20 protein-coding genes are annotated in these 22,578 nt (G+C 43.8%); 4 read left to right on the forward strand and 16 right to left on the reverse strand.

Annotation, left to right across the window (positions count from 1 at the left end; genetic code table 11):
- Positions 1-44: 44 nt before the first annotated feature.
- The 11 genes from AC5O63_RS10895 to AC5O63_RS10945 all read right to left on the reverse strand — a co-directional run bounded on the left by AC5O63_RS10895 (position 45) and on the right by AC5O63_RS10945 (position 13,644).
- Positions 45-1,472: a lipopolysaccharide biosynthesis protein gene (locus AC5O63_RS10895; RefSeq protein WP_494504973.1), complete on the reverse strand. Its 1,428-nt coding sequence runs from the start codon at positions 1,470-1,472 to the stop codon at positions 45-47.
- A 42-nt stretch (positions 1,473-1,514) separates the two neighbouring features.
- Entirely contained in the window at positions 1,515-2,696 is a 1,182-nt protein-coding gene (locus AC5O63_RS10900; protein ID WP_494504974.1) for a glycosyltransferase family 4 protein, read from the reverse strand.
- Complete coding sequence (locus AC5O63_RS10905; RefSeq protein ID WP_494504975.1) at positions 2,689-3,894, reverse strand: glycosyltransferase family 4 protein; 1,206 nt, start codon at positions 3,892-3,894, stop codon at positions 2,689-2,691. The genes AC5O63_RS10900 and AC5O63_RS10905 overlap by 8 nt, the downstream gene beginning before the upstream one ends.
- A gap of 155 nt (positions 3,895-4,049) precedes the next feature.
- Entirely contained in the window at positions 4,050-5,069 is a 1,020-nt protein-coding gene (locus tag AC5O63_RS10910) for a glycosyltransferase family 4 protein (RefSeq protein WP_494504976.1), read from the reverse strand.
- Entirely contained in the window at positions 5,050-6,519 is a 1,470-nt protein-coding gene (locus AC5O63_RS10915; RefSeq protein ID WP_494504977.1) for a sigma-54-dependent transcriptional regulator, read from the reverse strand. Before AC5O63_RS10915 ends, AC5O63_RS10910 begins: the two co-directional genes overlap by 20 nt.
- 22 nt (positions 6,520-6,541) lie before the next feature.
- On the reverse strand, positions 6,542-8,854 hold the full coding sequence (locus tag AC5O63_RS10920) for an ATP-binding protein (RefSeq protein ID WP_494504978.1): 2,313 nt from the start codon (positions 8,852-8,854) through the stop codon (positions 6,542-6,544).
- 12 nt (positions 8,855-8,866) lie between these two features.
- Complete coding sequence (locus tag AC5O63_RS10925; RefSeq protein ID WP_494504979.1) at positions 8,867-9,667, reverse strand: phosphate/phosphite/phosphonate ABC transporter substrate-binding protein; 801 nt, start codon at positions 9,665-9,667, stop codon at positions 8,867-8,869.
- Between the two features lie 8 nt (positions 9,668-9,675).
- Entirely contained in the window at positions 9,676-10,371 is a 696-nt protein-coding gene (locus AC5O63_RS10930; RefSeq protein WP_494504980.1) for a P-loop NTPase family protein, read from the reverse strand.
- Entirely contained in the window at positions 10,371-12,464 is a 2,094-nt protein-coding gene (locus AC5O63_RS10935; RefSeq protein WP_494504981.1) for an SLBB domain-containing protein, read from the reverse strand. The genes AC5O63_RS10930 and AC5O63_RS10935 overlap by 1 nt, the downstream gene beginning before the upstream one ends.
- On the reverse strand, positions 12,451-13,290 hold the full coding sequence (locus AC5O63_RS10940; RefSeq protein WP_494504982.1) for an OmpA family protein: 840 nt from the start codon (positions 13,288-13,290) through the stop codon (positions 12,451-12,453). Before AC5O63_RS10940 ends, AC5O63_RS10935 begins: the two co-directional genes overlap by 14 nt.
- A 33-nt stretch (positions 13,291-13,323) precedes the next feature.
- Positions 13,324-13,644, reverse strand: coding sequence for an STAS domain-containing protein (locus AC5O63_RS10945; protein ID WP_004748956.1), 321 nt, complete (start codon positions 13,642-13,644; stop codon positions 13,324-13,326).
- Between the two features lie 304 nt (positions 13,645-13,948).
- Here AC5O63_RS10945 and AC5O63_RS10950 point away from each other — a divergent pair, with 304 nt between their 5' ends.
- Entirely contained in the window at positions 13,949-14,800 is an 852-nt protein-coding gene (locus AC5O63_RS10950) for a DNA ligase (protein WP_494504983.1), read from the forward strand.
- 61 nt (positions 14,801-14,861) lie between these two features.
- Here the strand turns inward: AC5O63_RS10950 and AC5O63_RS10955 are convergent, their stop codons facing one another.
- A complete protein-coding gene (locus AC5O63_RS10955; RefSeq protein ID WP_494504984.1) occupies positions 14,862-16,232 on the reverse strand; it encodes an MATE family efflux transporter in 1,371 nt (456 codons plus the stop codon).
- 152 nt (positions 16,233-16,384) lie between these two features.
- Between AC5O63_RS10955 and AC5O63_RS10960 the strand changes: the two genes are divergently transcribed.
- On the forward strand, positions 16,385-16,993 hold the full coding sequence (locus AC5O63_RS10960) for a riboflavin synthase subunit alpha (RefSeq protein WP_272785030.1): 609 nt from the start codon (positions 16,385-16,387) through the stop codon (positions 16,991-16,993).
- Between the two features lie 45 nt (positions 16,994-17,038).
- Here the strand turns inward: AC5O63_RS10960 and AC5O63_RS10965 are convergent, their stop codons facing one another.
- Both AC5O63_RS10965 and AC5O63_RS10970 read right to left on the reverse strand, forming a co-directional pair.
- A complete protein-coding gene (locus AC5O63_RS10965) occupies positions 17,039-17,242 on the reverse strand; it encodes a CPXCG motif-containing cysteine-rich protein (RefSeq protein ID WP_004748960.1) in 204 nt (67 codons plus the stop codon).
- Between the two features lie 246 nt (positions 17,243-17,488).
- Positions 17,489-18,355 carry a fructosamine kinase family protein gene (locus AC5O63_RS10970; protein WP_494504985.1) on the reverse strand — a complete coding sequence of 289 codons (867 nt, stop codon included), beginning with the start codon at positions 18,353-18,355 and terminating at the stop codon, positions 17,489-17,491.
- Positions 18,356-18,696: 341 nt separating this feature from the next.
- Here AC5O63_RS10970 and AC5O63_RS10975 point away from each other — a divergent pair, with 341 nt between their 5' ends.
- A complete protein-coding gene (locus tag AC5O63_RS10975; protein WP_171324423.1) occupies positions 18,697-19,041 on the forward strand; it encodes a DUF3802 family protein in 345 nt (114 codons plus the stop codon).
- Positions 19,042-19,045: 4 nt separating this feature from the next.
- Here the strand turns inward: AC5O63_RS10975 and AC5O63_RS10980 are convergent, their stop codons facing one another.
- The gene (locus AC5O63_RS10980) at positions 19,046-19,561 is read right to left on the reverse strand and encodes an NlpC/P60 family protein (RefSeq protein WP_486794026.1); all 516 of its coding nucleotides are present in this window, start codon (positions 19,559-19,561) and stop codon (positions 19,046-19,048) included.
- Positions 19,562-19,646: 85 nt separating this feature from the next.
- Here AC5O63_RS10980 and AC5O63_RS10985 point away from each other — a divergent pair, with 85 nt between their 5' ends.
- The gene (locus AC5O63_RS10985; protein ID WP_494504986.1) at positions 19,647-21,677 is read left to right on the forward strand and encodes a methyl-accepting chemotaxis protein; all 2,031 of its coding nucleotides are present in this window, start codon (positions 19,647-19,649) and stop codon (positions 21,675-21,677) included.
- A 48-nt stretch (positions 21,678-21,725) separates the two neighbouring features.
- On the opposite strand, the gene AC5O63_RS10990 is transcribed toward AC5O63_RS10985, so the two are convergent.
- Positions 21,726-22,514, reverse strand: a complete 789-nt coding sequence (locus tag AC5O63_RS10990) for a sterol desaturase family protein (RefSeq protein ID WP_494504987.1) — start codon at positions 22,512-22,514, stop codon at positions 21,726-21,728.
- Positions 22,515-22,578: the final 64 nt, after the last annotated feature.

Below are 22,578 nucleotides of genomic sequence, written 5' to 3' on the forward strand. Positions count from 1 at the left end.
CAAGATTGGTGCAGCTCTGTTAGCACTAGCTTGGTTCACACTGTTCATAGTGACTTACCAAGGTAGTTATTGACGGTATGAGTTAAGCTCTTCAAAGAAACCCCCGAGATCAATTTAAAGCGAATTGCAAAAGCAACGACACCTAAGGGTTGAAGTAGCAACATTAATGCCGAAACTTCTATATTTTGATGGTAACGGCTGGTTAAAAGAAATAGTGCAGTTAGTGTCAGAAGGGCAAAAATGTTGCTCGACGGATAAGCGAGGTAGTGCGCTTGTTGACTAAACCAAATGGTGAGAGCGAAACGGCAAAGCTGCCCAGCAATCAGTCCGCAAAGTATTGCCTCTATACCTGACTCTATGGAAGCGAAGCAAACGATGAAGGCTAAAACTGTTGATATGACGTTGATATATAACAGTTGAGTGGTATTTTTCTTGTACAAAATACCGAAGTTCATCAGCTCAACGAGCTCTTTGAAAAACATCATAGTAATGGTCATACCTACCAAAGCGACCGCGGGTTGGTAGGATTCGGGTAAGGCGATTGTAATAAAAATTTGGCTTAACCAAGCGACGGTAACCGAAATGACGGACAACAATACCACGCCTTGCGTCGTGACATTGGCGACGTAATCGGCGCCTTTGTTGTCCATTGCCTCAAATCTTTTTGGCATCCACCACATATGGAAAGGTTGAATTAGGATACCGACAGCCAACGCAAACTTAGCTGCGATAGCATACATACCCAAAGTTTCTAAGTTTGTTGCTCCTGCAATCAGCCATCTCTCTGCGCCACTTAATCCGAAAGCAACAACCCCAGATAACATTAACGGTGCCGAGTATCGAATGTATCGTTTCATGCGCTCTTTGTTAGGCAGCATAAGCGGGAAGTTGATATAGATATGAAGAAACAGAAACTGTACGAATGTGCAAATGACGTTAAGCGCGAATATCACCGTCACATCAGGCTTATGTAATAACGCAATGATAAGTAATGACACTTGGGCAATAACAGTGCTGACACAAATCTTAAAAAACAACCCTGCCTGATTGTGCAGCCTCAACCACGCTAGACTTATCGCCAAAGGAGCTTCATAGCAGAGGACCAACGCCATAAATAAGACTTGTTCATGAGTGATCGAATCTGCTTTGAAAGGCAATAAGTAGTAACCTATGAGCAACAAAGCGCTAAGAGACATAGAGAGAAGGAGTGTTGCGCTGTACAGTTGAGATGCCTTTCTCTTTCTAATGACTTTACTACTGACTGTGCCGATAAAGCGATAAAGGTTTTCATGCATGGCGAGACTGACGATGAGGCTGAAAAACACGGTCGTGACGCCTAGTAGCTCTAAGTGACCGATTTGAGATGGCGACAAGTAGTGTGCCATCAAAGGCAATGTGAACAGGGATACACCTTTAATTAAGAACAAGCTGACGGCGTATAGGCTAATGCTTTTAATATGTTCTGTGTTCATAGCGAATCTCCAACCAGTTATCCATTTATCGGTCAAAAGACCCTAATCACAAGCACGAATCATTGATGTGACAATGTCACCGTTTATATGCTGAGCAAATCTCTGATAGCGATATTCAGCTTTGTATTGTTCAGCTACGACTCGTGCGTTTGTGCAGCAACGTTCAAATGCTTGGCTATCGTTGGTTGCGTAAAGCAGAGCATCACACAATGAATCTGCGTTGTTTGGTTGGTACTTGATGCAATTTTCATTGTGCGTCAATTGCTGATCCCAGAAGGATCCGTCTTGTGGGATCACTACGCACATACCAGCGGCTAATGCTTCAAGGATTGAAAGACCGAAGGGCTCGTTACAGCTGGTAGAGACAAAGATGTTGGACTGGCTTCTGATTCCATCAAGATTGTCAGGATCTTCGTACCATTCTGTGTGCTTTAGTAACACTGGCGCCATAGACACTGGTAGACAGGTGTCGACGGGACGAATAAAGCAAACATTAAGCGCAATAGGTTTACAGCGAGCGGCAAGTTTGGAGGCTTCAATAAGCGTATCGAGACCTTTCCACTTTAACAGCGAAGCGGCCCAGAAGCAGATAGGCACACTCTTCTGACATTCTGTAGGCCAACGCTGCGCAGGGATGCCATTGACAAATGACTGATAGCTTGAGGATTTTAAATAGCTTTCAGCTAAGGCCGAGGTATCTTCAATCTTGGTTGCGTGTTGAAGATAGGCTTCAAGAGCAACCTTTAGACTTTTGCGAGTAGATGGCAAATAGAAAACTGCATCGGCTATTGTCAGGCAGTAGCCGATAGAGCGTGATAGCCCCACATTACCGTGGATAAATTGGGTGACTTCAATGTTTAAGAAGGCTTTAAGCAAGTACATTGGCATGTCGATTCCAGGACCGGAAGCTCCCACTATTTTGGCTATACCGCGTTCCATCACCAAGGTTTTGAGCATAATGAGCAAAAGGTAGAGTTGGTTTAACCAGTAGAAGGCACCGTTATGCTTTTTCATCAGCCGAGAAACCGCGGAAACTTTACGTAAAGTGACATTGTGTTTGGCATAGAACTCAGTCGCTTTCCAGAACTCTGGGTCAACGGTCAACACAATAAATTCATTGCTGGCGATTCGGCAAACATTAAGCGCGTCACTGGTCGCGATCTTAGAACCACCTTTGAACGTGATGGGGTCAAATATCAATGTTTTGTTCTTGTTGTTAGCCATGCTGACCTCCTAGTGAAAGGCGATTCGCTACGTAGGTCTTAATTGGTAGTAACGTGTTTAGATAAGAACGATTTGACTGCTGAGGTTGATCAAGAAGCGTTAGATACAAACGCTCTATCTTGGCGCAGCTAACAGAAATGTCGTGGTGCTTAACAATTGACTCGTGAGCTTGGTTGGCAAGGCGTGCACAAAGCTTAGGGTTGTTAACTAAAATGCGCATTGCTTTGGCAATCGGAGCGACACCATTATTTGGATACAATACCCCTGTTTGACCGTGTTGGATAAACTCTGGAATGCCTCCTTCAAAAGGAGCAACGATTGGAAGCTTAGCAAGGGCAGCTTCTGCGATAACCAAACCAAAAGCTTCACTACGTGCGCCACTAATAAACGCGTCACAACCTTTTAGCCAGCCAACGACATTGGACTTCTCGCCAACGAAGTGAACGTTGTCTGATAAATGCAGGTAGTCGGCTTGCTGTTGAAGCTTTGATGACATCGGCCCATCGCCAATCACAACCAAGCGTACATTTGGGTACTCCAAGGTGACGTGGCGTAACGCGGTTAGAATTCTATCTACCCCTTTACGATGAATGAGTGAGCCAACCGTTGCGAAAACAAAGTCTTCTTTGGGAATATCAAGCTCAAGGCGGAGGTCAACAGCGGATTGATTAGATAGGGCTTTAACGTCAATCCCATTGTGAACAACGGACACTCGTTCTTGTGGGTAGCCATCTCTTACTAAAGATTCACTTACTGATTTGCTGACTGAAATGATATGCGGAGATAGGTGCAGACCAAGAGTTAGTCTATCTCTAGTCGGATAAGAGCAGTGTAATTGGGTGACGACAGGTACATTACTTAGCCTCGCAGCCGCTAACATCCATTGGCAAGGTGCACCACTATTAATATGAACCAAGTCAATCTGTTCGCGTTCAATTATTTTGCGTCCATGGTTGATCAGCTCCATCCATCCTGAAACGTTGTATTTAGGTGCTTTCCAACCTAGTAACAATGGAAAATTATCGAGTTCGTTAGGTACATTGAACAACTCAAGCTGTTTTGAAAGCTCTCGGTTATTAGTCCAAACAAATGCGTCGTAACTGCGATTACGCATGTACTTAATTAGATCAAGCAGACATTTCTCACTGCCTCGAATCCAATCGTCACCATAATGCACAAACAGTATCTTCTTTTTCACGGTAGACCCCTTGCGTACTCAAAAAACGGATTAATAGTTGTATTGAGTTAGCTAACGCAAATGGAGTGCCAATTATTGATTATTATTAACTTTTTGTTTTATATGGTTTTTATGGAATTTATGAATAGAGGAAAGATTATTTCTCAATTTGACAATCAGATTGAATACAGCTCGATTATCTGGGGAATGACCGCTGATTGAGAGTATCTCTGCTCTACAGTATTGACCGCCTGTTGTTTTAATTGGGCTATTTGCTTTTCATCTTGGGAAAGGAAAGTGGTTAAAGCCAAGTTTAGCTCGTCCATATCATTGGCTAGATAACCGTTTGTTTGATGATGGATCAGACTAGGCATGTTGCCAACCTTGAGGGAAAAAACAGGTATGCCGCGTGCCATGGCCTCTAATGCTGTCATTGGTAAGCCTTCGAATCGAGAGCAGATCACTAAAGCGCCAATATTAGGCCAAATAGCGTTCATGTTGTTTTGGTGGCCGTGAAAACGAACATTATCGGTAGCACGCTGTTTGAGTTCATCTTCGAGAACGCCTGAACCATAGATATCGAACTTGAGTTGGCTATTCGCGTTTGCTAGCTCGACAAACCTGTCTGGCCCTTTTTCGTGGCTGAGACGACCTACAAAAGCAATTTGCGTTCCTTTTGAATGCTGAGTTTCCTGTGTATCAATGAAGTTATTAAAACAAACCGTTCTAGAAACGAGCTTACGAGCAATTTTGTCGCTAACAGCAATCGAGTGATTTGAAACAATCGAAGTGAAGCGGTCAATAAAGTCATACAACCATACCTTGCCTGAAGGAGTTTCGCCCGCATGGTAGGTTGAAATCTGTCTTACACCCGTTAACAAACGAATCAGCTTAGTTGTAATACTCGCTTTGTATCCGTGAGCGTGTAAAAGGGCAGGTCTATGTGTTCGAACAAGATGAAGCAGTGCTTTGAAATAGCTATTGCCATCACCGTCTAGATGTTTAGTAGGAATTTGGTTAGCTTCAAGCTTTTCTTCAAGTAGTTGTTTTTGAGGGTATGTGCAAAGAAATAGTACCGTCACTGGAACTTGAAATTGCTTGAGCCCTTTAGCAAGCTCAAGCACATGAGTTTCAATACCACCAAAAGTTAAGCTATCAATAACTAGCCAAACTTCATCAGACGAGTTGTTGCTCATCTTCTGCTTCCCAAGCTTGTTTTTTGCGATAAACCGTTGAAGGGCTTAACTCCAATAATACAGCGGCGTTGAGAACGTTACCATCACAATAGTCAATGGCTTGCTGAATGGCTTCTCGTTCGATCTGCCACATTGGTCGGATAGTGACAGGTTTATCTGCTTGCGAATTGGCAGAGATTGGTTGAATAGTATGACCTTCCAACGCTTCCTCACTGGATGGAGGTGGGGGAGGCGTTACAGCGGGCGCGGGTTTAGATGAAATGCTAGATTTCAATTTGCGACTCGTTGTGACCTGATCCGGTAAATGTTCGAGACGTAGATGGCTGTCGTCATTAAGTACCACAATGTTGCGTACAATGTTTTGCAATTGGCGTACGTTACCGGGCCAAGTGTAACGCTTCAATGTTGATTCCGCATCACGATGAATAGCGTTGAACTTTTTCCCATCTTCTTTGGCATAAAGTTTAAGGAAGTGCGTTGCTAAAGTAAGGATATCATTGCCGCGCTCCCTAAGAGGCGGCATATCAAGTGGAACGACGTGGACACGATAATAGAGATCTTCCCTAAATCGTCCTTCTTCAACTTCAACCAAAGGGTCTCGGTTGGTCGCACAGATAATGCGGACGTCGACCTTCATTTCTTTGTTTGCGCCGAGTGGAGTGAAGGTGCCAGTTTGGAGGAATCTTAGCAGTTTCTTCTGCATTTCTAACTCCATCTCACAAAGCTCATCTAAAAACAGCGTTCCGCCATTTGCCATCGATGCAGCGCCTTTTCTGTCAGCTGTCGCACCAGTAAATGCGCCTTTGACATGACCAAATATTTCACTCTCCATCAGGTCTTTTGGAATAGCACCACAGTTGATAGCGACAAACGGTTTGTCTTTGCGTTTACTTTCTTTGTGAATCGCTTCGGCGCAGACTTCTTTACCTGTACCACTTTCGCCAACAATGAATACGCTGGCTGTCGTCGGCGCGACTGAGTCAATGATCTTATAGACACCTTGCATAGGTAAGCTTGAGCCAATAAAACCGTGGAAGCGGTTACGATCAAACTTGTTTTCAATATCTTCCACAAGGTGTTCGAGCTTGGCTTGTTGCAGGTGCAGCGCGATGGAGGTTTTTAAACGGTCGGCATTGATCGGCTTTTCAAGGAAGTCTTTTGCGCCTTTTTGAACCAGGTTAACCGCGAGATCGACGGAGCCATGTGCGGTTGCGATAACAACTGATGTCGGCACCTGGTTGTCATTTATCCAATCGAGAATCTGTTCACCGTCCATATCGGGTAATTTGAGATCTAGAATAACCAGTTGCGGAACGTTTCTTTCTATAAAGGCGATGGCCTCTCTACCTGTCTCGACATGAAACAAGTCATAAGGCTCATCTTTTACATACTGCTTGTACAAAATCGCCAGCGAAGTCGAGTCTTCAATAAGTAATACTTTTGGTTTCATTACGATGTCCTATCTTAAGCCTTTATAGTTGTGTCGGTTCGCTGAACCCTTGTTGTTTGCGCTCTTCGAGTGCTTGCAATGATTGTTGGGCGAGATGTTCCAGCTCTTGCTTAAAGGAGAATGCTTGTTCCTGCTGTCCATCCAAACACATGTGTTCGATTTTTCTCGCGAGATTAGACAATGTGCGATTACCCAGAGCGAGTGAAGAACTGCCCAATGTGTGGGCTTCAAACTCTAACGTCGCTTTGTCTTTGTCATCCATGGCTTGATAAATCTTCGCCAGGCGCTGCTCAGATTCTTCAACGTAGTGGTCGATTAGCAAAGGGATAACTTCCGCGCTCGTATCTTCGATCATTTGCTGTAAAATTTGTTCGTCTACCAGTTCCAAACCCGCCGTTTCCTTACGTTGATTACTTAAGTTCTGTTGTGTCTTTTTATATGTATTATGTTGCTCATTCAATCGTGATGGTTCTATTCTTTGAGCTTCATCTTCAACACGATCGTTATTTAAGAATAGATTAATTTTTTCAATTAGTTGTGACAACCTAAGAGGTTTTGACAAGTAATCGTCCATACCTGATGCAAGAAACTTCTCTTTATCACCGGCGAGGGAGTGAGCCGTCAGTGCAATAATAGGTAAGTTAGCGGTATGCTCGTCTTCAAGATGGCGAATGGCTTGGCAAGCTTCCATACCGTCCATTTCTGGCATAGAAATGTCCATAAATATCAGGTCATATTGATACTCTTGCACCATTGATACGGCGTGTTTACCATTTTCAGCAATATCGATTGAGAGACCAACGCGTTTAAACATTTCGCGGATGACGAGTTGGTTTGCTTTGTTGTCTTCAGCGACAAGAATACGGGCATCTGGGCGGAGTAACTCTTGACGTTTTGGCGTTGTAGTCGGCGAAGTAATTAAGTCATCGGCGATCGCTAGCGTAATATCAAAAGTAAACGTGCTTCCGATACCCGGCTCACTTTCTACGCTGACTTCGCCATCCATCAGATTACACAAACGTCGGCAAATCGCTAGGCCAAGACCAGAGCCTTCTTTACTGCGAGAGTATGTTTGATCAACCATAGTAAATTCATCAAACAGATACTCGATAGCACTTTTGCTGATCCCTATGCCAGTGTCTTGAATCTGACAGACGATTTTCGCTTTGTTTTGTGTAACAGCCTCAGAGCGGACTTTAATTGTGACGCTGCCTTCATGGGTAAACTTGATTGCGTTGCCAATTAAATTAAGCAGGATTTGCTTCACTCGATTTTTGTCACCACTCACCTTACTCGGAACCGCCCCCTCAATATAACAATGGAGTATTAAGTTTTGGTTTGATGCGGTGGGAGAGAAAGAATCGACGACACTTTCAACACAGTGGCGGAAATCGAATGGTTTGTCTTCCAAAATCAGTGTATTGGACTCCATCCGTGTAAAATCAAGAATGTCATTGATGACGGATAACAAGAAATGACCTGATTCGGTTGCGGTGTTGACTAGTTTTTTCTGCTCATCGGTGAGTTTTGTCTCTTCCAGTATATTTAAAATCCCAAGTACACCGTTCATCGGTGTACGTATCTCGTGGGACATTGAGGCTAAGAAGCGACTTTTAGAATCATTGGCTTGTTCTGCGCCTTCTCTTGCTTCGGTAAGGACTTGATAGTCTCTTTCCAGTTTGGCTGACATTTCATCGAAGGCTTTGGTCACTTCACCAAGTTCATCTTTTGAATGCTCATTAAGTTGGAATCCGGGGCCATGCTGACCGACTGTGTTTGCGGCTGCGGTTAAACGAGAAAGGTTGCGCGTAAGATAGGTACCAAGAATAAATGAAAAGATAGCGACCAACACCACTTCAATGGTTGCAATACTAATGATGGCTTTTTGCGCCTCATCGAGCATGGTTTTAATCGCGTTAGTTTCAAAACCAATATCCACGTAGCCGAAAACTGTACCATTGCTTTCAATTGGAGTACGAAGATCGAAAATCCCGTCGTCGACATCGTTCAAAGAGCTGTCGCTAAGCATTGAGCGCTGAAGAAGTTGCTTATCACCCGCGCACGCCATCTCTTGACCGTTACGTAGCACCCGAACATAAGCCACATCTTCTAAAGTCATAAACTCTTGAACAAGGTCTTCGAGTGTAGCGATATCCGTTGATAACACGGCATCTTTAGCCGCATGGGTAAACATAACGGCGCTTGAGTTGGCACGTTGTAGGAGCTGTTTCTCATTTGAATCAGAGAGAAAGCTCATCGCACTCAACACCAGAATAACGAGCACAGTGATCTCAATAACGGCAATACCCAATATCGTCTTCGAACGCAATGTCATAACTGCCTCCAGTTACTCAAGTATCTGAATATTAAGTGCTCTTACGTCATCCCAATCTGAATCGCTAGCTGCCTCAAATCCCTTTATGTTGAGAGATTTGAGCTGCTGTCCACCTTGGGACGTATTTTGCAGTGAAACTAACGCAGCCTGAATGGCATTAGCTTGGTCATTTGTCAGCCTTGGGTGGTAAGCGATCGCATGTGGGGTATAAGGCTTAGTGATCCAGATTGGTTCCAACTGCGACTTAACGACGTCTGGCAATGTGTTGAATGTCCGCATCACGCCGCCACCTGCAGGATAGAAACCTTTCGCAACCGATAGGTAGACTGAGTCGTGTGAAGAGACATAGTCCGATTCGAATTCAACATCGGCATTTTTTAAGTCACTTTGAGTTAGGACAGTAGCCGCAAAAGCTGCAGGGGAGGGAAAAGCAAGAGTTTGACCTTGTAAATCTTCAAGCGATTGATAGTCATTCGATTTTCTCGCGACAATGATTCCTTTTATCCGCTTGTCTTTGGCTTTTGCTATCGCTCTATACCCACTGACTTGGCTAAAAACGGTGTAGTGATAAGGATTCATGTAAGCCAAATCATATTCACCTTCAGACAAACGCTTCTCAAACTCTGGAATATTTGGCGCTGTACTGAAAGTGATTTCGTAACCAGTTTGCTCTTTGAGAGTTTCTACTAATGGTCCCCATTGCTTGGCAAGCCTACTAGCTGACTGCTGAGGGACAACACCAAATGTGAGTGTATCAGCTAAGGCAGCCGTTGATAGCAAGAGGGTAGATAGAGCAAGTATCGTTGTTCTCATAGAAACTCCTATGCTGACTGGGCCAGAAACTCGTTAGTTAAGATTTTACTTGCCCACTTGTCACGCCAAGACTTAGGTATAAATTTAAGTCGATTCAATTCGCGAACCATTTCTTGTGAGAGCGTTGCTTGCTGTTTTAGGTTTAGCACTGAGCCAAGTAGGGATATCGATGGGTTGTTTATTAGTTGCATTGCTTTCTCTAGCTGGCCTGAAGAAGTTTTCCCACCCATGATTACGAGAGCTGTCTGGTCACAGGCACTCGCGACAACTTGTGCCGGAATATTACCTCTGTTGATATGCAGCAATGGAGAGGTATCGCAAATTACGCGGTCATATTGCGTTAGCCATTGAGTAACGGCATTTTGCAACTGCGCAGGGTCTTTGTAAGCCAGTAGGGCAGATTGGTTGTTAGGTACCGTTAACCCGGTAAACATTTGATGTGTTGAGGCATGTTCAACAAGCAGACCTAGGTTGTCATCGTTACTTGGTGCAATGTCTATACATTCGAATGCGGGATGAAAGGTATTAAGATCGACAACTAAGGTTCTGTGACCGGCAAGCAAGTATCTTTCTGCCAGTGCAGTGACTACGGATGTGACGCCGTCACCTGATTGGCATGCCGTGATGCAAAGGGATCGGCATTCGTTCATCTCCGCTGCTAGATAGATTTGCTCAATTTCTGTATGTGTCGCAGGAATAATCATTACAGTGCTCCTATTAGAACGATGGTTGTCGTTAGGCGCAAAATGTCTTCTAAACCAACACGCGCTTTTTCAAGGAAGCTTTCGTTGCGATCAGGCACGTAGATGGTATCGCCAGCACGCAACACGGGAAGCTTGTAAATGTTTGCCGTTTTACTGAAATCAATCAGGTCAAATGTTCTCGCTTGTCCCTGACAACAAGACATGTTCACAATCGAGATCTTCTCTAGATAGGCACGCTCTGACGGACCGCCAGCTTCCGCGAGTAGATCCAGCACTGTCATGTTATCGTCAAAGACATATCGGCCTGGGTTATTGACTGCACCTAGCACACGCACCGTTGATTCCTTCGAGCGGTCTAGCCAGATTTTGTCCTTTTCAGGGATGTAAATAGTGTCACCCATAGTCACATTTGGCAGCAGGCTTTCATCTCCTGTTTCAAAGTAAAGTGACAGGTTAAGTTTGCTCACGTTTGAATAGGTTTTATCGCGATGGGTAATACGGATGTTATGAATATCAGCGTCTTTGGTTGGGCCATCGGCCGCCGACAATATATCGAGGAAGTGCATATCTTTGGTAAAGCGGTATCGACCCGGAGCATTCACTTGACCGAATACATAGATAGAGGCATCTGAGCTCTGACGTACCCACTGAGACTTATTATCCGATGGATCTTGTGGAAGATCGTGTACGCGAACGATAGCACCAGCAGATATGTTTGGCAGTTCGCTGTTAGGTGCACCGTCTAAAATGAACTCGTCCAGATTAAAGATATGTAACTTGTTACCCGCTGTTACGACCTCAATTTTTGAGGTGTCAGCGCGTAGAGTTGGGCCACCTACATGAGAGAGAAGGTCCATGAGATCCATTTCATCTGACCATTCTACGCGACCTGGGCGAACCACTTCACCGATAACGCTTACAGCGCGGCTAGGTGCGATCTTCAGCCATGATTTCTCGTTCATATCGGTTTTTTCAGGGACGAAAATCGCGTCACCAGGGCCGATAGCTGGTGGACTTTTACGAGTTAAACCTTCGGTGAACGCGGTTAAGTCGAATTTGATCACTTTCCCGTCAGCTTTGATTACTCGAATTTGACGAGATTCTGCATAACGCGTAGGACCACCTGCATTAGCGAGAATATCCATGAACGATGCGTTCTTTTTGCCTTCATAAGCACCAGGGCTTGCAACTTCGCCCATGATGTAAACAACATTGGCGCCCGCTTTGATCTCTTCCTCTTGTTTAGGAACAAAGATCGTTGTGCCTGGTGTGAGGGTTGGCAATAGCGATACATCACCGCTATCAAGGTAGGTTTTAAGGTTAAATAGTTTAGGTGTGTTGTCTGAAATGACTCGAATTTGTTCAACAGATGCATAGCGAGTTACACCACCTGCACGCATGATGACATCAACCAGATCCGTGTTTGCTTTGAAACTGAATGAACCCGGCGCGTTAACCTCACCAAACACTTTAATCGCTGTTCGACCATCAGCGCTGTCACCAGCATTAGCCAGTTTGTTAGCGTCAAACTCCTGCTCAATATTACCCACAAGCGGTGACGCCGGGATAAAGATGGTATCAAGTGACTCAAGTTCAGGCAGTAGGGTCTCATCACCCGTGTCTAGAAAGGTTTTATAGTTAAATTTGATCTTATCTTTGCCGCGTTTAATGAAAAGGTTGTTTAACTGGGCACCGGCACGAAGACCACCTGCAGCGTGAATCGCCATTTGGATATCAGAGGTTTTAGATAAAGTGTATTCGCCCGGCGAGTTAACATAGCCTTGTACGGAGATAAGGATTTGTTGCTCAGCGATGTAAACAGAAGCAGAGGATAGATCACGATACACTTTTTCCAGCGCATCCTTTACCGCTTGCTCTAGCTGAGGTTCGCTATAACCTGCGACGTACAGAGCGCCAACTTCAGGCAGCGTAATTCGGCCTCGTTTATCAACTTGGAAGCCTTTGTTTAACGATGACTCCCCAGGAAGATTAACTTGGATAAGGTCTCCAATCTGCACACGTTCTTCATTTGCTTGGGCAAAAGAGCAAAGTGAGGTTAGTAGGAATAGGGCAATATAGTTAGTCCATTTCATTGTAGCCTCCTTGCAAACGCTGCTCAGCTTGTTCTTGTGTATCAACCACTTCAATACTTACTCGGCGGTTGGTTAGGCGTACACCTTCTGACTCGCCATCATAAAGAGGAAGCGTGTCACCAACGGATTGAGTCTCTACTCTTGATGGGTTTAATCCGAAGATAATCAGATAACGTTTCACTTGTTTAGCTCGACCCATGGCCAGTTTTTGGTTGTACTGAACATCACCAACAGAATCTGCATGACCAGTGACTTTAAGATTGAGGCTATTATTTTCATTCAAAATGTTCGCTGCGCGTGCCAAGTGTCCCATGTACTTAGGATTCACTTCCGTTGAATTGAATGCGAATTGGTTGTCGACATTAAGCAGGTTGTACAGTTTGTCTATCATCGCCAAACGTTGTTGGAATGCGTTTTCATCCATTGGCGGTACACATTTGGCTTGCGAGGTAACGTAGTCGAGTTGCAGCTCAAGCTCGTTAAGTCGTTTGCGCTGGATGACAATATCATTGGCTGCATCTAACAGAAGGCCGCCTTCCAGCTCTCGGGCAATTCGGTTTTGTTTTTCAAGTGCTTGTACAACAGCAGCTGGAAAACACCAACGAGCGCCTTCTCGAATGAGCGAATCTAGATGAAGTTTGGTGAGTTGCCAGTCGAAGCGTAAGCCATGCTCTGGGCCAAGTGGCTCATCCGGCATAACCGGAGTGAAATTGGATTGAATGTAATCTTCACCAATTCCGCCACGCCCTTCTTCTGGGTAGCTAGAACATCCGACAACGGATGCTACAGATACAGCTAGGGCTATGTGTTTGATAGAAAAGTTCATGCCAACGTCCTTTGTTAGTGTTTATTATTTTTATTAATGAGTTTGGGAATTAACCGGTATAGCTTGGTTAATTCGGAGCAAGTTCATAATCTCTAGCGGTTGACCAGAGACGTTCTCGATGCGCATGTTGCGCTGACGTTCTACAAGACGTTTGTATAGATAAACGATAGCACCTACGCCAGAAGAATCGAGAAACTGTACTTGGCTGAAGTCGATTTCAATTTCACGAGAAGAGTTCTCCGCAAGAATCTCATCTATGTGTGGCTGGGCATGTCGGCTACCGTCTGCATCTAGATTGCCGTTAATTACCCAAGTTACGATTGTGTCGTTAGTTTCAATTTTACGAAGTTCCATAATCTTATCTCCTCAGTGTGTTGATATGTATAGAGCAGATAATGTGCCAAACTTTAAGTCATTAAATATCAACTACTTATTGCTTGGTTGTGCTGTTTTCTCAAAATGAGAAATTCATAATCTCAAAATGACAAGCAAAAGTATGAAAGTGAGATGAGTGGTAAGTTAGTCATTTTTCAATGTAATAACGTCTTCCATTATTTAACTCACAGTTAGAGATCGCTCGAATGGGTAAGTTGTCATTCTTGCTCGTTATGCTGCATATCGGTAAATATTTATCCATTGTTGGTTATGGATAATTGATATGAATATCAGACTGTCGCTAGTCGCTGTAAGTGTAATGTCTGCAATGATGGGAACAGCACAAGCCAGAGACGTCGCTGCGGATTTTTTGCCAGTAACGCTTGCCGCCTCATACGAGGCAAACATAGATGTATCAGATTACTGGAAAAGTGAAAAGCTAGACGGGATTCGTGCGATTTGGAATGGTAATAAGCTGATTACACGAAATGGAAATCCGATATCAGCACCGCACTGGTTTACAGAGGCGCTGCCAGACTACCCACTAGAAGGAGAGTTGTGGGCGGGGCGTGGGAATTTTCATTTAGTTCAGCAAACAGTGTTAGATAAGGTTCCCAACGATGCCGGTTGGAAAAAGATTAAGTTTATGCTGTTTGATGTCCCGCACTCTGCTGGCGACTATAAGAAGCGTTACTTCAATCTGGTGCATTTAGTTAACTCACTTGAACACGATCATATTCGTTACATCGAACACACGCCGATTGAGGATGAGCAAGAGCTGTTTAGCTATCTGGATTCTGTCGATAGTTCAAAAGGTGAAGGGCTGATGCTACGAAAGATCTGTAGCCGATATCAAGCAGGTCGTAGCAGCGATTTATTAAAACTGAAAAAGCATCAAGATGCGGAAGCGCTCGTTATTGGTTATAAAGTTGGCAATGGCAAGTATAAAGGACAGATGGGGGCTTTACTTGTACAGCTTGAATCAGGAGAGCAGTTCTACATAGGTAGTGGCTTTAGTGATGTACAAAGAATGAATCCACCTGAGATTGGTTCAAAAATCACTTTCCGCTATAACGGCTACACCAGTAGTGGTTTGCCTAGATTTGCGAGATACATGAGAGAGCGACCAGAGTAGTGAAGCCAACAAAGCGAATATCAGATTAATCAAAGGCCCATTATGTGGGCCTTTTCTTGTTTTATTTTGACGCTAGCTCAAGTTGAACTTCATCACTTAGCCTGTGCATCCAGCGTAAACGAATACCAAGCATAATTGCTGCTGCGGAGAGACCAATTATAAAGCCCATCCAGAATCCGTGAGCGCCCATTGGTTCAATAATCCAATCTGTCATCGCAAGGATATAGCCAAGTGGTAAGCCAAGAATCCAGTAGGCAATGAAAGTACGATTGAATATCGCAGCCATGTCTTTATATCCACGCAGCGCGCCTGCCGCGACAACTTGCACGGCATCCGTCACCTGGTAAACGGCTGCTAATAAAAGAAGCTGAAGAGCTAACTCAATGACGGCTTTGTTATCTGTGTATAGTAGAGCGACTTGCTCCCTAAACAGTACAGTTAGTAGGGCGGTGATTAGAGCCAATGCGACTGCAACTAGCAGACCGACTCTTGAAGCAATTGTTGCGCCTTCTACGTTTGCTTCACCAAGGCGGTGCCCGACACGAATGCTAGTGGCAGCGCCAACACTCATTGGTAACATGAACACCAAGGATGAAAAGTTAATCGCTACCTGATGCGCCGCAACCACTAATGGCCCCAGTGGTGCAACAAGCAGAGCGACAACCGCAAATAGGGTTACTTCGAAAAACATAGCGGCTGCGACTGGGAATCCAAGCTTAAACAAACGAATCAGAGCTTTAATGTCTGGCTTATGGAATCGCTCAAATACCTTTACTTTAGCAAGACGTTCGGATGTCATGACATAAAATAGCAACATTGCGAACATTACCCAATACACTATCGCGGTTGCGACACCACAGCCAACACCGCCTAACGCAGGCGCACCAAATTTACCGTATACGAAGATCCAGTTAAGAGGAATATTAAGCAAGAGACCAATAAACCCAATCACCATCGCGGGTTTGGTTAGCGACATACCATCGGTTAAGCTGCGTAAAGCTTGAAACAGCAAAAAGGCAGGGACCGCGAAGATCACGGCGTGCATGTAGCCAATGGTTTTCTCACCCATCAATGGCTCAACATCCATCAATCCTAAAATGGACTTGGTTTGCAGTAAGACCGCACCAATAGGCACTGAAATAAGTAAAGCCATTGCGATACCTTGCTGGATCTCAAAGGGCACTTTATGTTGCCTACCAGAACCATTAAGTTGGGCAACAACAGGCACCAACGCCATCAACAGCCCGACTCCAAATAAGATAGAAGGTAGCCAAATGCTTGCAGCAATCGAAACGGCGGCCATATCGGTAGCACTTACGCCACCGGCCATTACCGTATCGACGAAGCCCATACCTGTTTGTGCTACTGAAGCAATAAGTACAGGGGTCGCTAATTTTATTAATGTATTGGCTTCTGTTTTATAGCGATGCAAAAGGGAAACTCCAAAACTAGATGATAACAATGACAAGTTGTTCGAATGACTATCTCTTGTGATTGAAACGTGAGAACAAAAGAGAAAATGATTGTGCGTGATGATAAAGAAATGTCACACTAAGCACCATCAAAAACTCGCGGAAATGATTGATGTTCACAGGAATTGTTCAGGGAATGGCGGAAGTCATTGCCATAGAAAAAAAAGAAAAATTTCAGACTCACACAGTTAAGCTATCGCAGGAAATGGGTGAGGGATTAACCATCGGTGCTTCAGTTGCTCACAATGGCTGTTGCCTTACAGTGACCAATATTAATGGTGATTTGATCGACTTTGATCTTATGCAGGCTACATTAGCACTGACCAATCTCGGCGAGCTCAAAGTCGGGGCCTCAGTGAATATTGAGCGTGCTGCTAAATTTGGCGATGAGATTGGTGGGCACTCTATGTCTGGGCATATCTCATTGATGGGAGAGGTCGTTGACGTTATTGATACGCCTAACAACCGAACTATTTGGTTTAGTATCCCAGCTGAAATGATCAAATATGTGCTAGCCAAAGGCTACATTGGGCTAGATGGATGTTCTTTAACCATTGGTGAAGTTGAAGAGAACCGTTTCTCGGTCCACCTAATTCCAGAAACGTTAGAAAGAACACTGTTTGGTCAACGAAAAATTGGGGATAAGATTAATGTTGAGTTTGATCCTCAAACTCAAGCAATCGTTGATACTGTAGAGCGAGTATTAGCAAGTAGGGCTTAATGCTCTTATTCCATTGACTTAAAAAAAGCGCCTTACGGCGCTTTTTTAAAAAATCTGTTCGTCATCTGCATCCACGAGGAGTTCGATTTTATCCATCTGCTCGTCAACCGTCATACTTAAGTGAATTGCGTGACAACATGCTGGGCAGTCATCGTAAAAATTTTGGCTACCGTTTGAAGCATCTAATGTAATACCAATTGAATGTCCGCAGTGAGGGCATGAAACCATCTTCTCTGTATATTTTCGCATAACTTCTTTCCTTACAACCCATCGAAAACCAGTGCCTAACTGCCTCCTTGCTAGAAAGGAGAGCCCCTGTAGACACTTTAATCTTAAGCGGAGAAGTTTCTATTAGACCTGAATTAAGTACAAAACATGACTTAGGTAAGGAAAACAAAAATTCGTTGCCCCGTACTTCACTATTGATAGTGAAAATATTTGACAACGAATAAATTGAGAGAAGGTAACTAATTGTAAATATTGAAGTATTTATATTTAGTATGAAAGTATTTGCTTTATCAGTCTTTCTGATTGGTCTAAATAGTGACCACCAAATTGATTGTAATGATTGAGCACATGATAAAGGTTGTAAATGTCTTTTCGTTCGCTGTAGCTAAAGTCTAACGGAGCGATACTTTCATAACCTTGATAAAACTCCGGTTGGAAGCCTTCGAATAATTCGGTCATTGCAATGTCACATTCACGATCGCCCCAATAGCAAGCAGGGTCATAACAAATAGGGCCAAATACAGAATTTGCAGCATTGCCATGCCATAAATCGCCGTGGAGCAATGAAGGTTTAGGCTGGTGGTTAGCTAATCTATCATGGACTAATTGGGTAAACTCGTTGATATCGACGAGATTGATGCCTTTTTCTCTCAGCAGTTGGAGTTGCCAACCGATTCGTTGTTCTGAGAAAAATCGAGACCACTTGCGGTTCCACTTGTTAGGCTGGAGAGTCGCACCGATATAGTTGTCTTGGTCGAAACCATACTCTTTTTGCTCGCCCCACTGATGCAGACGGGCCAGTTGTTGACCAAAGGCATAACTGTTCTTACTGTCGTCGAGAGGTTTAGTCGGCAAGTAGTTAAGAATGATAAAAGAGTGTTCTTTGGATTTACCTGTAAGAATCAACTCAGGGACAAAGACAGTGTTACTTTCACGCAATATACGGATGTTTTCCGCTTCTATATCAAACTTAGGCAAAAAATCACGGTTGTTAAGTTTTACAAAGTAGCGTTGCTCACCGTCTGAAACCATATAGCAATCACTAATATCACCACCTTGAACTTTTTCTTTTTCTACAATGTCATAAGAAAACATCAAGGTTTCGGAAAGCTGCTTAGAAATGGCCTGCCACATAAATCATCCTAGAATTTCGTTGCTTTGCTAATAGTGTAGAAGAAGCTTTGAGTGAATACTGATTCATAGTGCAAAAAATTCAATCATTTAGACGTATTGACAGCCATCAACGTAAAAATGTGAGCTCGCTCTACTAAGCGTTTATTACTTTTTCCAAGATTATACTTGTTGAGCCATTTATAACGCCAACGAACTTGATCCTATGCTAGCTTTAATCAAGAAAGATTGCTGAATTTGTGCAGGAAGTCAGCAACCTATTCGACTTTGGTTGTATATATCGATTGATATGACTTAGTATTAAAGATGTTAGTCAACGACATAATTTATAACGGAGATGGGCTGTGGTTGTTGAAACCGATGGTTACTTGGCTTTAATTGAGCATTTGGCTTTTAATCTGGATGTGTTCGCATCGGAAGATGGCGATATCGGGACAGAAAGCGTGGAAGATGTCGTTACTGATATGGTCGCGAGCAATATTATGGCGATCTTTGAGCAAAACCCAGAATTGCACTCCAGTGTTCGCTTCCAATTGCTGAAAGAAGCAGACTCAGTCGTTGAAGACTTAAGTGAAGTGCTTGCAGGTGTTTGGGCAAAACCAGCGACCAATGAGCAGATTGGCTTTTTGGATGAGTATATTGCCCTAGTTAAAAATTTATTCGATTCAGCGGTCGCTAAATACGATTAATGATTCAGTTCATTTCAGGCGAGTAAGCAACTCGTCTGAAATGCCAATATTTTGATGCCCAGTATGGGTTATCCAATCTCGAAATAATCACACCTTTTGATGTCGATGCATGCATAAACTGCTTGTTGCCGATATACACACCAACATGCCTCACTTTCGGCGCTGTTCTAAAAAAGACTAAGTCCCCCACATGCGCATCTGAGTACTCAATTTCTTTACCTAGTTCAACTTGAGCTAATGTCGTTCTCGGCAGTTGCAGCCCTAAGGCATCTTTGTAGGTCGTTTGAACGAATGCGGAACAATCAACGCCGCTTAACGTTGAGCCTCCCAAGCGATAAGGCGCTCCTTTCCAGACTTTATAAACATCCAGTAATGAACTTTTTGTGATCTCTTCCTGTGCGGTCAGCACTGCGCTGTTTTGTGCACTAAATTCAGGGTTGGGTTGGTTACTACAACCCGCAATGGCTAGGCATAAAAGAGCGGTTTTGAAGTGACTCGCACTAAATACTCGATGCTTCATTAATAACCTTTGCTGAAATCTAAGCGTAACAATACAGACATAATATGCCTCCCTGTAAACTTTAGTACTAGGACCTTATTTCCACATGGACACGCTGAAAAAAGGCAAACTCAAATTATCACTGATACACACAATCAGTGCAGTTTTTATAACGATTACCATACTGGTGATTTTACTTTCTGTCACGAGCATTAAGGGCTTAGAACGAATTAACTTACAATTTTCTGGCTTATCTGAACAAGCTTTACCTCTTGCGATGACCAATGCACAGTTAACTCAAAGCATATTGGAGCAAGCAAAGCAGCTAAGTTATGTCACCCAAACCCTAGATAACCAAACGCTTGAGGGTATCCGACAACAAATTACCTCACTAGAGTCGAACATTGCGCAGCTTACCAATCAAGTTCTATATGTCTCATCTAATTTGAGTCAGATTATTTCAGCTCAACAGACCGATCAGCTTTCGGATTCTATCCAATCTCTCAACGCATTGAGCGCAAGTGTGATTAGTACGCAGCAAGACATCCTGACTAGACAGGGAAAAATTGATGCAGAAATGGATGGTTTTCGCTACGGGCTTGGCTCAGTAGGTCCAGAAATGAATCGGATAAGCTCTTTCCTTGTTGGTGACAATCCCGAGTCAGCCGACGCGGCTAACCGATTTATCGCTAATGTAAGCTCGATGGAAAGCTCGTTTGTTCAGCTTATGATGCAATCTGATCTCTCAAAAGCTCAAGATGAATATCGTGAAATGAAAAATCGCTTAGCTGGGGTGAATTTAGCCTACGATGATTTTAAAGAGTGGCACCCTGATGTCGTCGACTTTGCAAGCTTAACAGCGGGCTACGATATGGTGTTATCAGGCTTTGGTAAAGATGGCATCGTTGACCAAATCCTTTCAAAACTGCAATTAGTGACGACACAGTCTAAGCAGGTTGAAGAAGTTGTCATCACTGCAAATCAAGTCATCGAAACGCTAAATCAAATCTCCTCGACGGCCGAAGCACTGATTGATGAGAGCCAAAGCGTTGTGACTGACACCATGAAGACAATAACAGCGGTTTTATTAGCTAGTGGGGTACTGTTGGTGGTTGTCATATTGATTGCTTGGCTTTCTCTCAAGCACTGGATCAACCGAGGTTTGAGCAACATCCTAAGCAACTTAAATAAGATGACCAATCACGATCTTACGGGTCAGGCGAAATTGCTCGGTCCGTTGGAGATGAAAGAGATTGCTTCAAAGCTGAGCCAAGTGATGGCGTCAACCAACGAGTCGATTTCGACCGTGACGCGTAACTGTGAAACTCTTTATCAAACCGCAGAAATTAGTCACGGGGCTGCGGAGCAATCAAACAAAAGCTTAAGTGAACAAAATGATTCTTTGGCAAGTATGGTCACCACCGTTAACCAACTTGAAGCTTCGATTCGTGAAATTTCGACCATTACAACCGAGTCTTATGAAGAATCAAAATCTGCAGTGGCACTATCAAGCCAAGGCGTAACCGCGATAGAAGAAAACCAAGCCCGTTTACAAGCATTGGAAAACACATTGAATGTAAATGAGTCTTCGATGGTTGAGCTAGATAAACGTGTTAGACAGATTCGTGAAATGGTTGACTTGATATCAGGGATCGCAGAAAACACCAATTTACTCGCACTGAATGCGGCGATTGAAGCAGCACGCGCCGGAGAGCAAGGCAGAGGTTTTGCCGTCGTTGCGGATGAGGTTCGCAAATTGGCCAGTGATACATCGAACCAAACAACCAATATTCGAGATCGTATGAACCAACTGGTTGGTGCAGCAGAGCGCTCTCGTGTGGCGGTTGAAGAATCAAGACAAGAAATGGCGAATGCTTTGGAATCGAGCGAACTGGTAAAAACGACGTTTGCTGATATTGAAACGGCAGTTGAACATATCAAAGCGCGCGTTGAACAAGTCTCTGTTGCAACCGAAGAACAAGAACGCGCAACGGCACATGTCAGTGAATCTATTACTCGTGTTTCAGAGCAGGGAGAGCATACCAAGCTGCAGCTTGAGTCTATGGTAGAAAACTCAGAACAGGTAGCTGAAATTGCAGGTCATCAACAAGCGATGCTCCACAAGTACGTCGTTTGAATAGGTTAAACTGAAACAACACCAAAAAGGAGCGTAGTGCTCCTTTTTCTATTCTTGCCTAAATGGTTGAGTTAGCATCTTGTCGAGTCTTTGCTCCTGTTTGGACTGAAACAGTGGAATACCAATCTTGACGGACTCATGCCCAAGAGCGGGTTGCTCACGGTAAGTTCCGAATCCTTGATCCCATACTGATAAGAAGAAACCAAAGTTGGAATGGGTCTCTTTTTCAATCACGGAGTGATGAACACGGTGCATGTCTGGGGTGACGATTACTCTCCTCAATAGTTTATCTAGCTTTAGTGGCAGATAGGCATTGCTGTGATTGAACATCGCACTGGCATTAAGAATGATTTCAAACACGATAACAGCAATAGGGGAGATGCCGAGCGACAAAACTAGACCAATCTTAATCCACATCGACAAGATGATTTCGATAGGGTGGAACCGCGTACCTGTTGTGACATCAATATCTTGGTCAGCATGATGCATTCGATGTAGACGCCACAAAATAGGGACGCGATGAAATACCAAGTGCTGCAAGTAAATTGCTAGGTCAAGCAGTACGACTGAAATGATGATTTCCAAATACAACGGCAACTGGAATTGATTGAGTAAACCCCAGTTGTTTTCCAACGCATAGATTGCTGATTCAAATGCTAGGATTGGCATCAGTAAGCTCAAGCAGGCTGAATTAAATGCGATTAACCCTAGGTTATTCAACCAACGGTATAGCTTACTTTGTGTCAGTTTTTTGCGTGGCGTTAGCCATTCCCATAACCCGCATAGAACCAATACGGAAAGAAAGAAGCTGAAGCGAATCATTTCAGGGTTTTGCATCGTGTAATCCTTGCAACTGCTCGTTTGGTGAGTAAACTGGCTCACCCTGTTCATTATCTACGAT

The sequence above is a fragment of the Vibrio sp. SCP2 genome (assembly GCF_059295395.1).

Excerpts from the sequence above, each read along its gene's own strand:
- AC5O63_RS10895 (WP_494504973.1), bottom strand. The coding sequence starts at position 1,472 with ATGAACACAGAACATATTAAAAGCATTAGCCTATACGCCGTCAGCTTG.
- AC5O63_RS10900 (WP_494504974.1), bottom strand. The coding sequence starts at position 2,696 with ATGGCTAACAACAAGAACAAAACATTGATATTTGACCCCATCACGTTC.
- AC5O63_RS10910 (WP_494504976.1), bottom strand. The coding sequence starts at position 5,069 with ATGAGCAACAACTCGTCTGATGAAGTTTGGCTAGTTATTGATAGCTTA.
- AC5O63_RS10915 (WP_494504977.1), bottom strand. The coding sequence starts at position 6,519 with ATGAAACCAAAAGTATTACTTATTGAAGACTCGACTTCGCTGGCGATT.
- AC5O63_RS10920 (WP_494504978.1), bottom strand. The coding sequence starts at position 8,854 with ATGACATTGCGTTCGAAGACGATATTGGGTATTGCCGTTATTGAGATC.
- AC5O63_RS10925 (WP_494504979.1), bottom strand. The coding sequence starts at position 9,667 with ATGAGAACAACGATACTTGCTCTATCTACCCTCTTGCTATCAACGGCT.
- AC5O63_RS10930 (WP_494504980.1), bottom strand. The coding sequence starts at position 10,371 with ATGATTATTCCTGCGACACATACAGAAATTGAGCAAATCTATCTAGCA.
- AC5O63_RS10935 (WP_494504981.1), bottom strand. The coding sequence starts at position 12,464 with ATGAAATGGACTAACTATATTGCCCTATTCCTACTAACCTCACTTTGC.
- AC5O63_RS10940 (WP_494504982.1), bottom strand. The coding sequence starts at position 13,290 with ATGAACTTTTCTATCAAACACATAGCCCTAGCTGTATCTGTAGCATCC.
- AC5O63_RS10945 (WP_004748956.1), bottom strand. The coding sequence starts at position 13,644 with ATGGAACTTCGTAAAATTGAAACTAACGACACAATCGTAACTTGGGTA.
- AC5O63_RS10950 (WP_494504983.1), top strand. The coding sequence starts at position 13,949 with ATGAATATCAGACTGTCGCTAGTCGCTGTAAGTGTAATGTCTGCAATG.
- AC5O63_RS10960 (WP_272785030.1), top strand. The coding sequence starts at position 16,385 with ATGTTCACAGGAATTGTTCAGGGAATGGCGGAAGTCATTGCCATAGAA.
- AC5O63_RS10965 (WP_004748960.1), bottom strand. The coding sequence starts at position 17,242 with ATGCGAAAATATACAGAGAAGATGGTTTCATGCCCTCACTGCGGACAT.
- AC5O63_RS10970 (WP_494504985.1), bottom strand. The coding sequence starts at position 18,355 with ATGTGGCAGGCCATTTCTAAGCAGCTTTCCGAAACCTTGATGTTTTCT.
- AC5O63_RS10980 (WP_486794026.1), bottom strand. The coding sequence starts at position 19,561 with ATGAAGCATCGAGTATTTAGTGCGAGTCACTTCAAAACCGCTCTTTTA.
- AC5O63_RS10985 (WP_494504986.1), top strand. The coding sequence starts at position 19,647 with ATGGACACGCTGAAAAAAGGCAAACTCAAATTATCACTGATACACACA.
- AC5O63_RS10990 (WP_494504987.1), bottom strand. The coding sequence starts at position 22,514 with ATGCAAAACCCTGAAATGATTCGCTTCAGCTTCTTTCTTTCCGTATTG.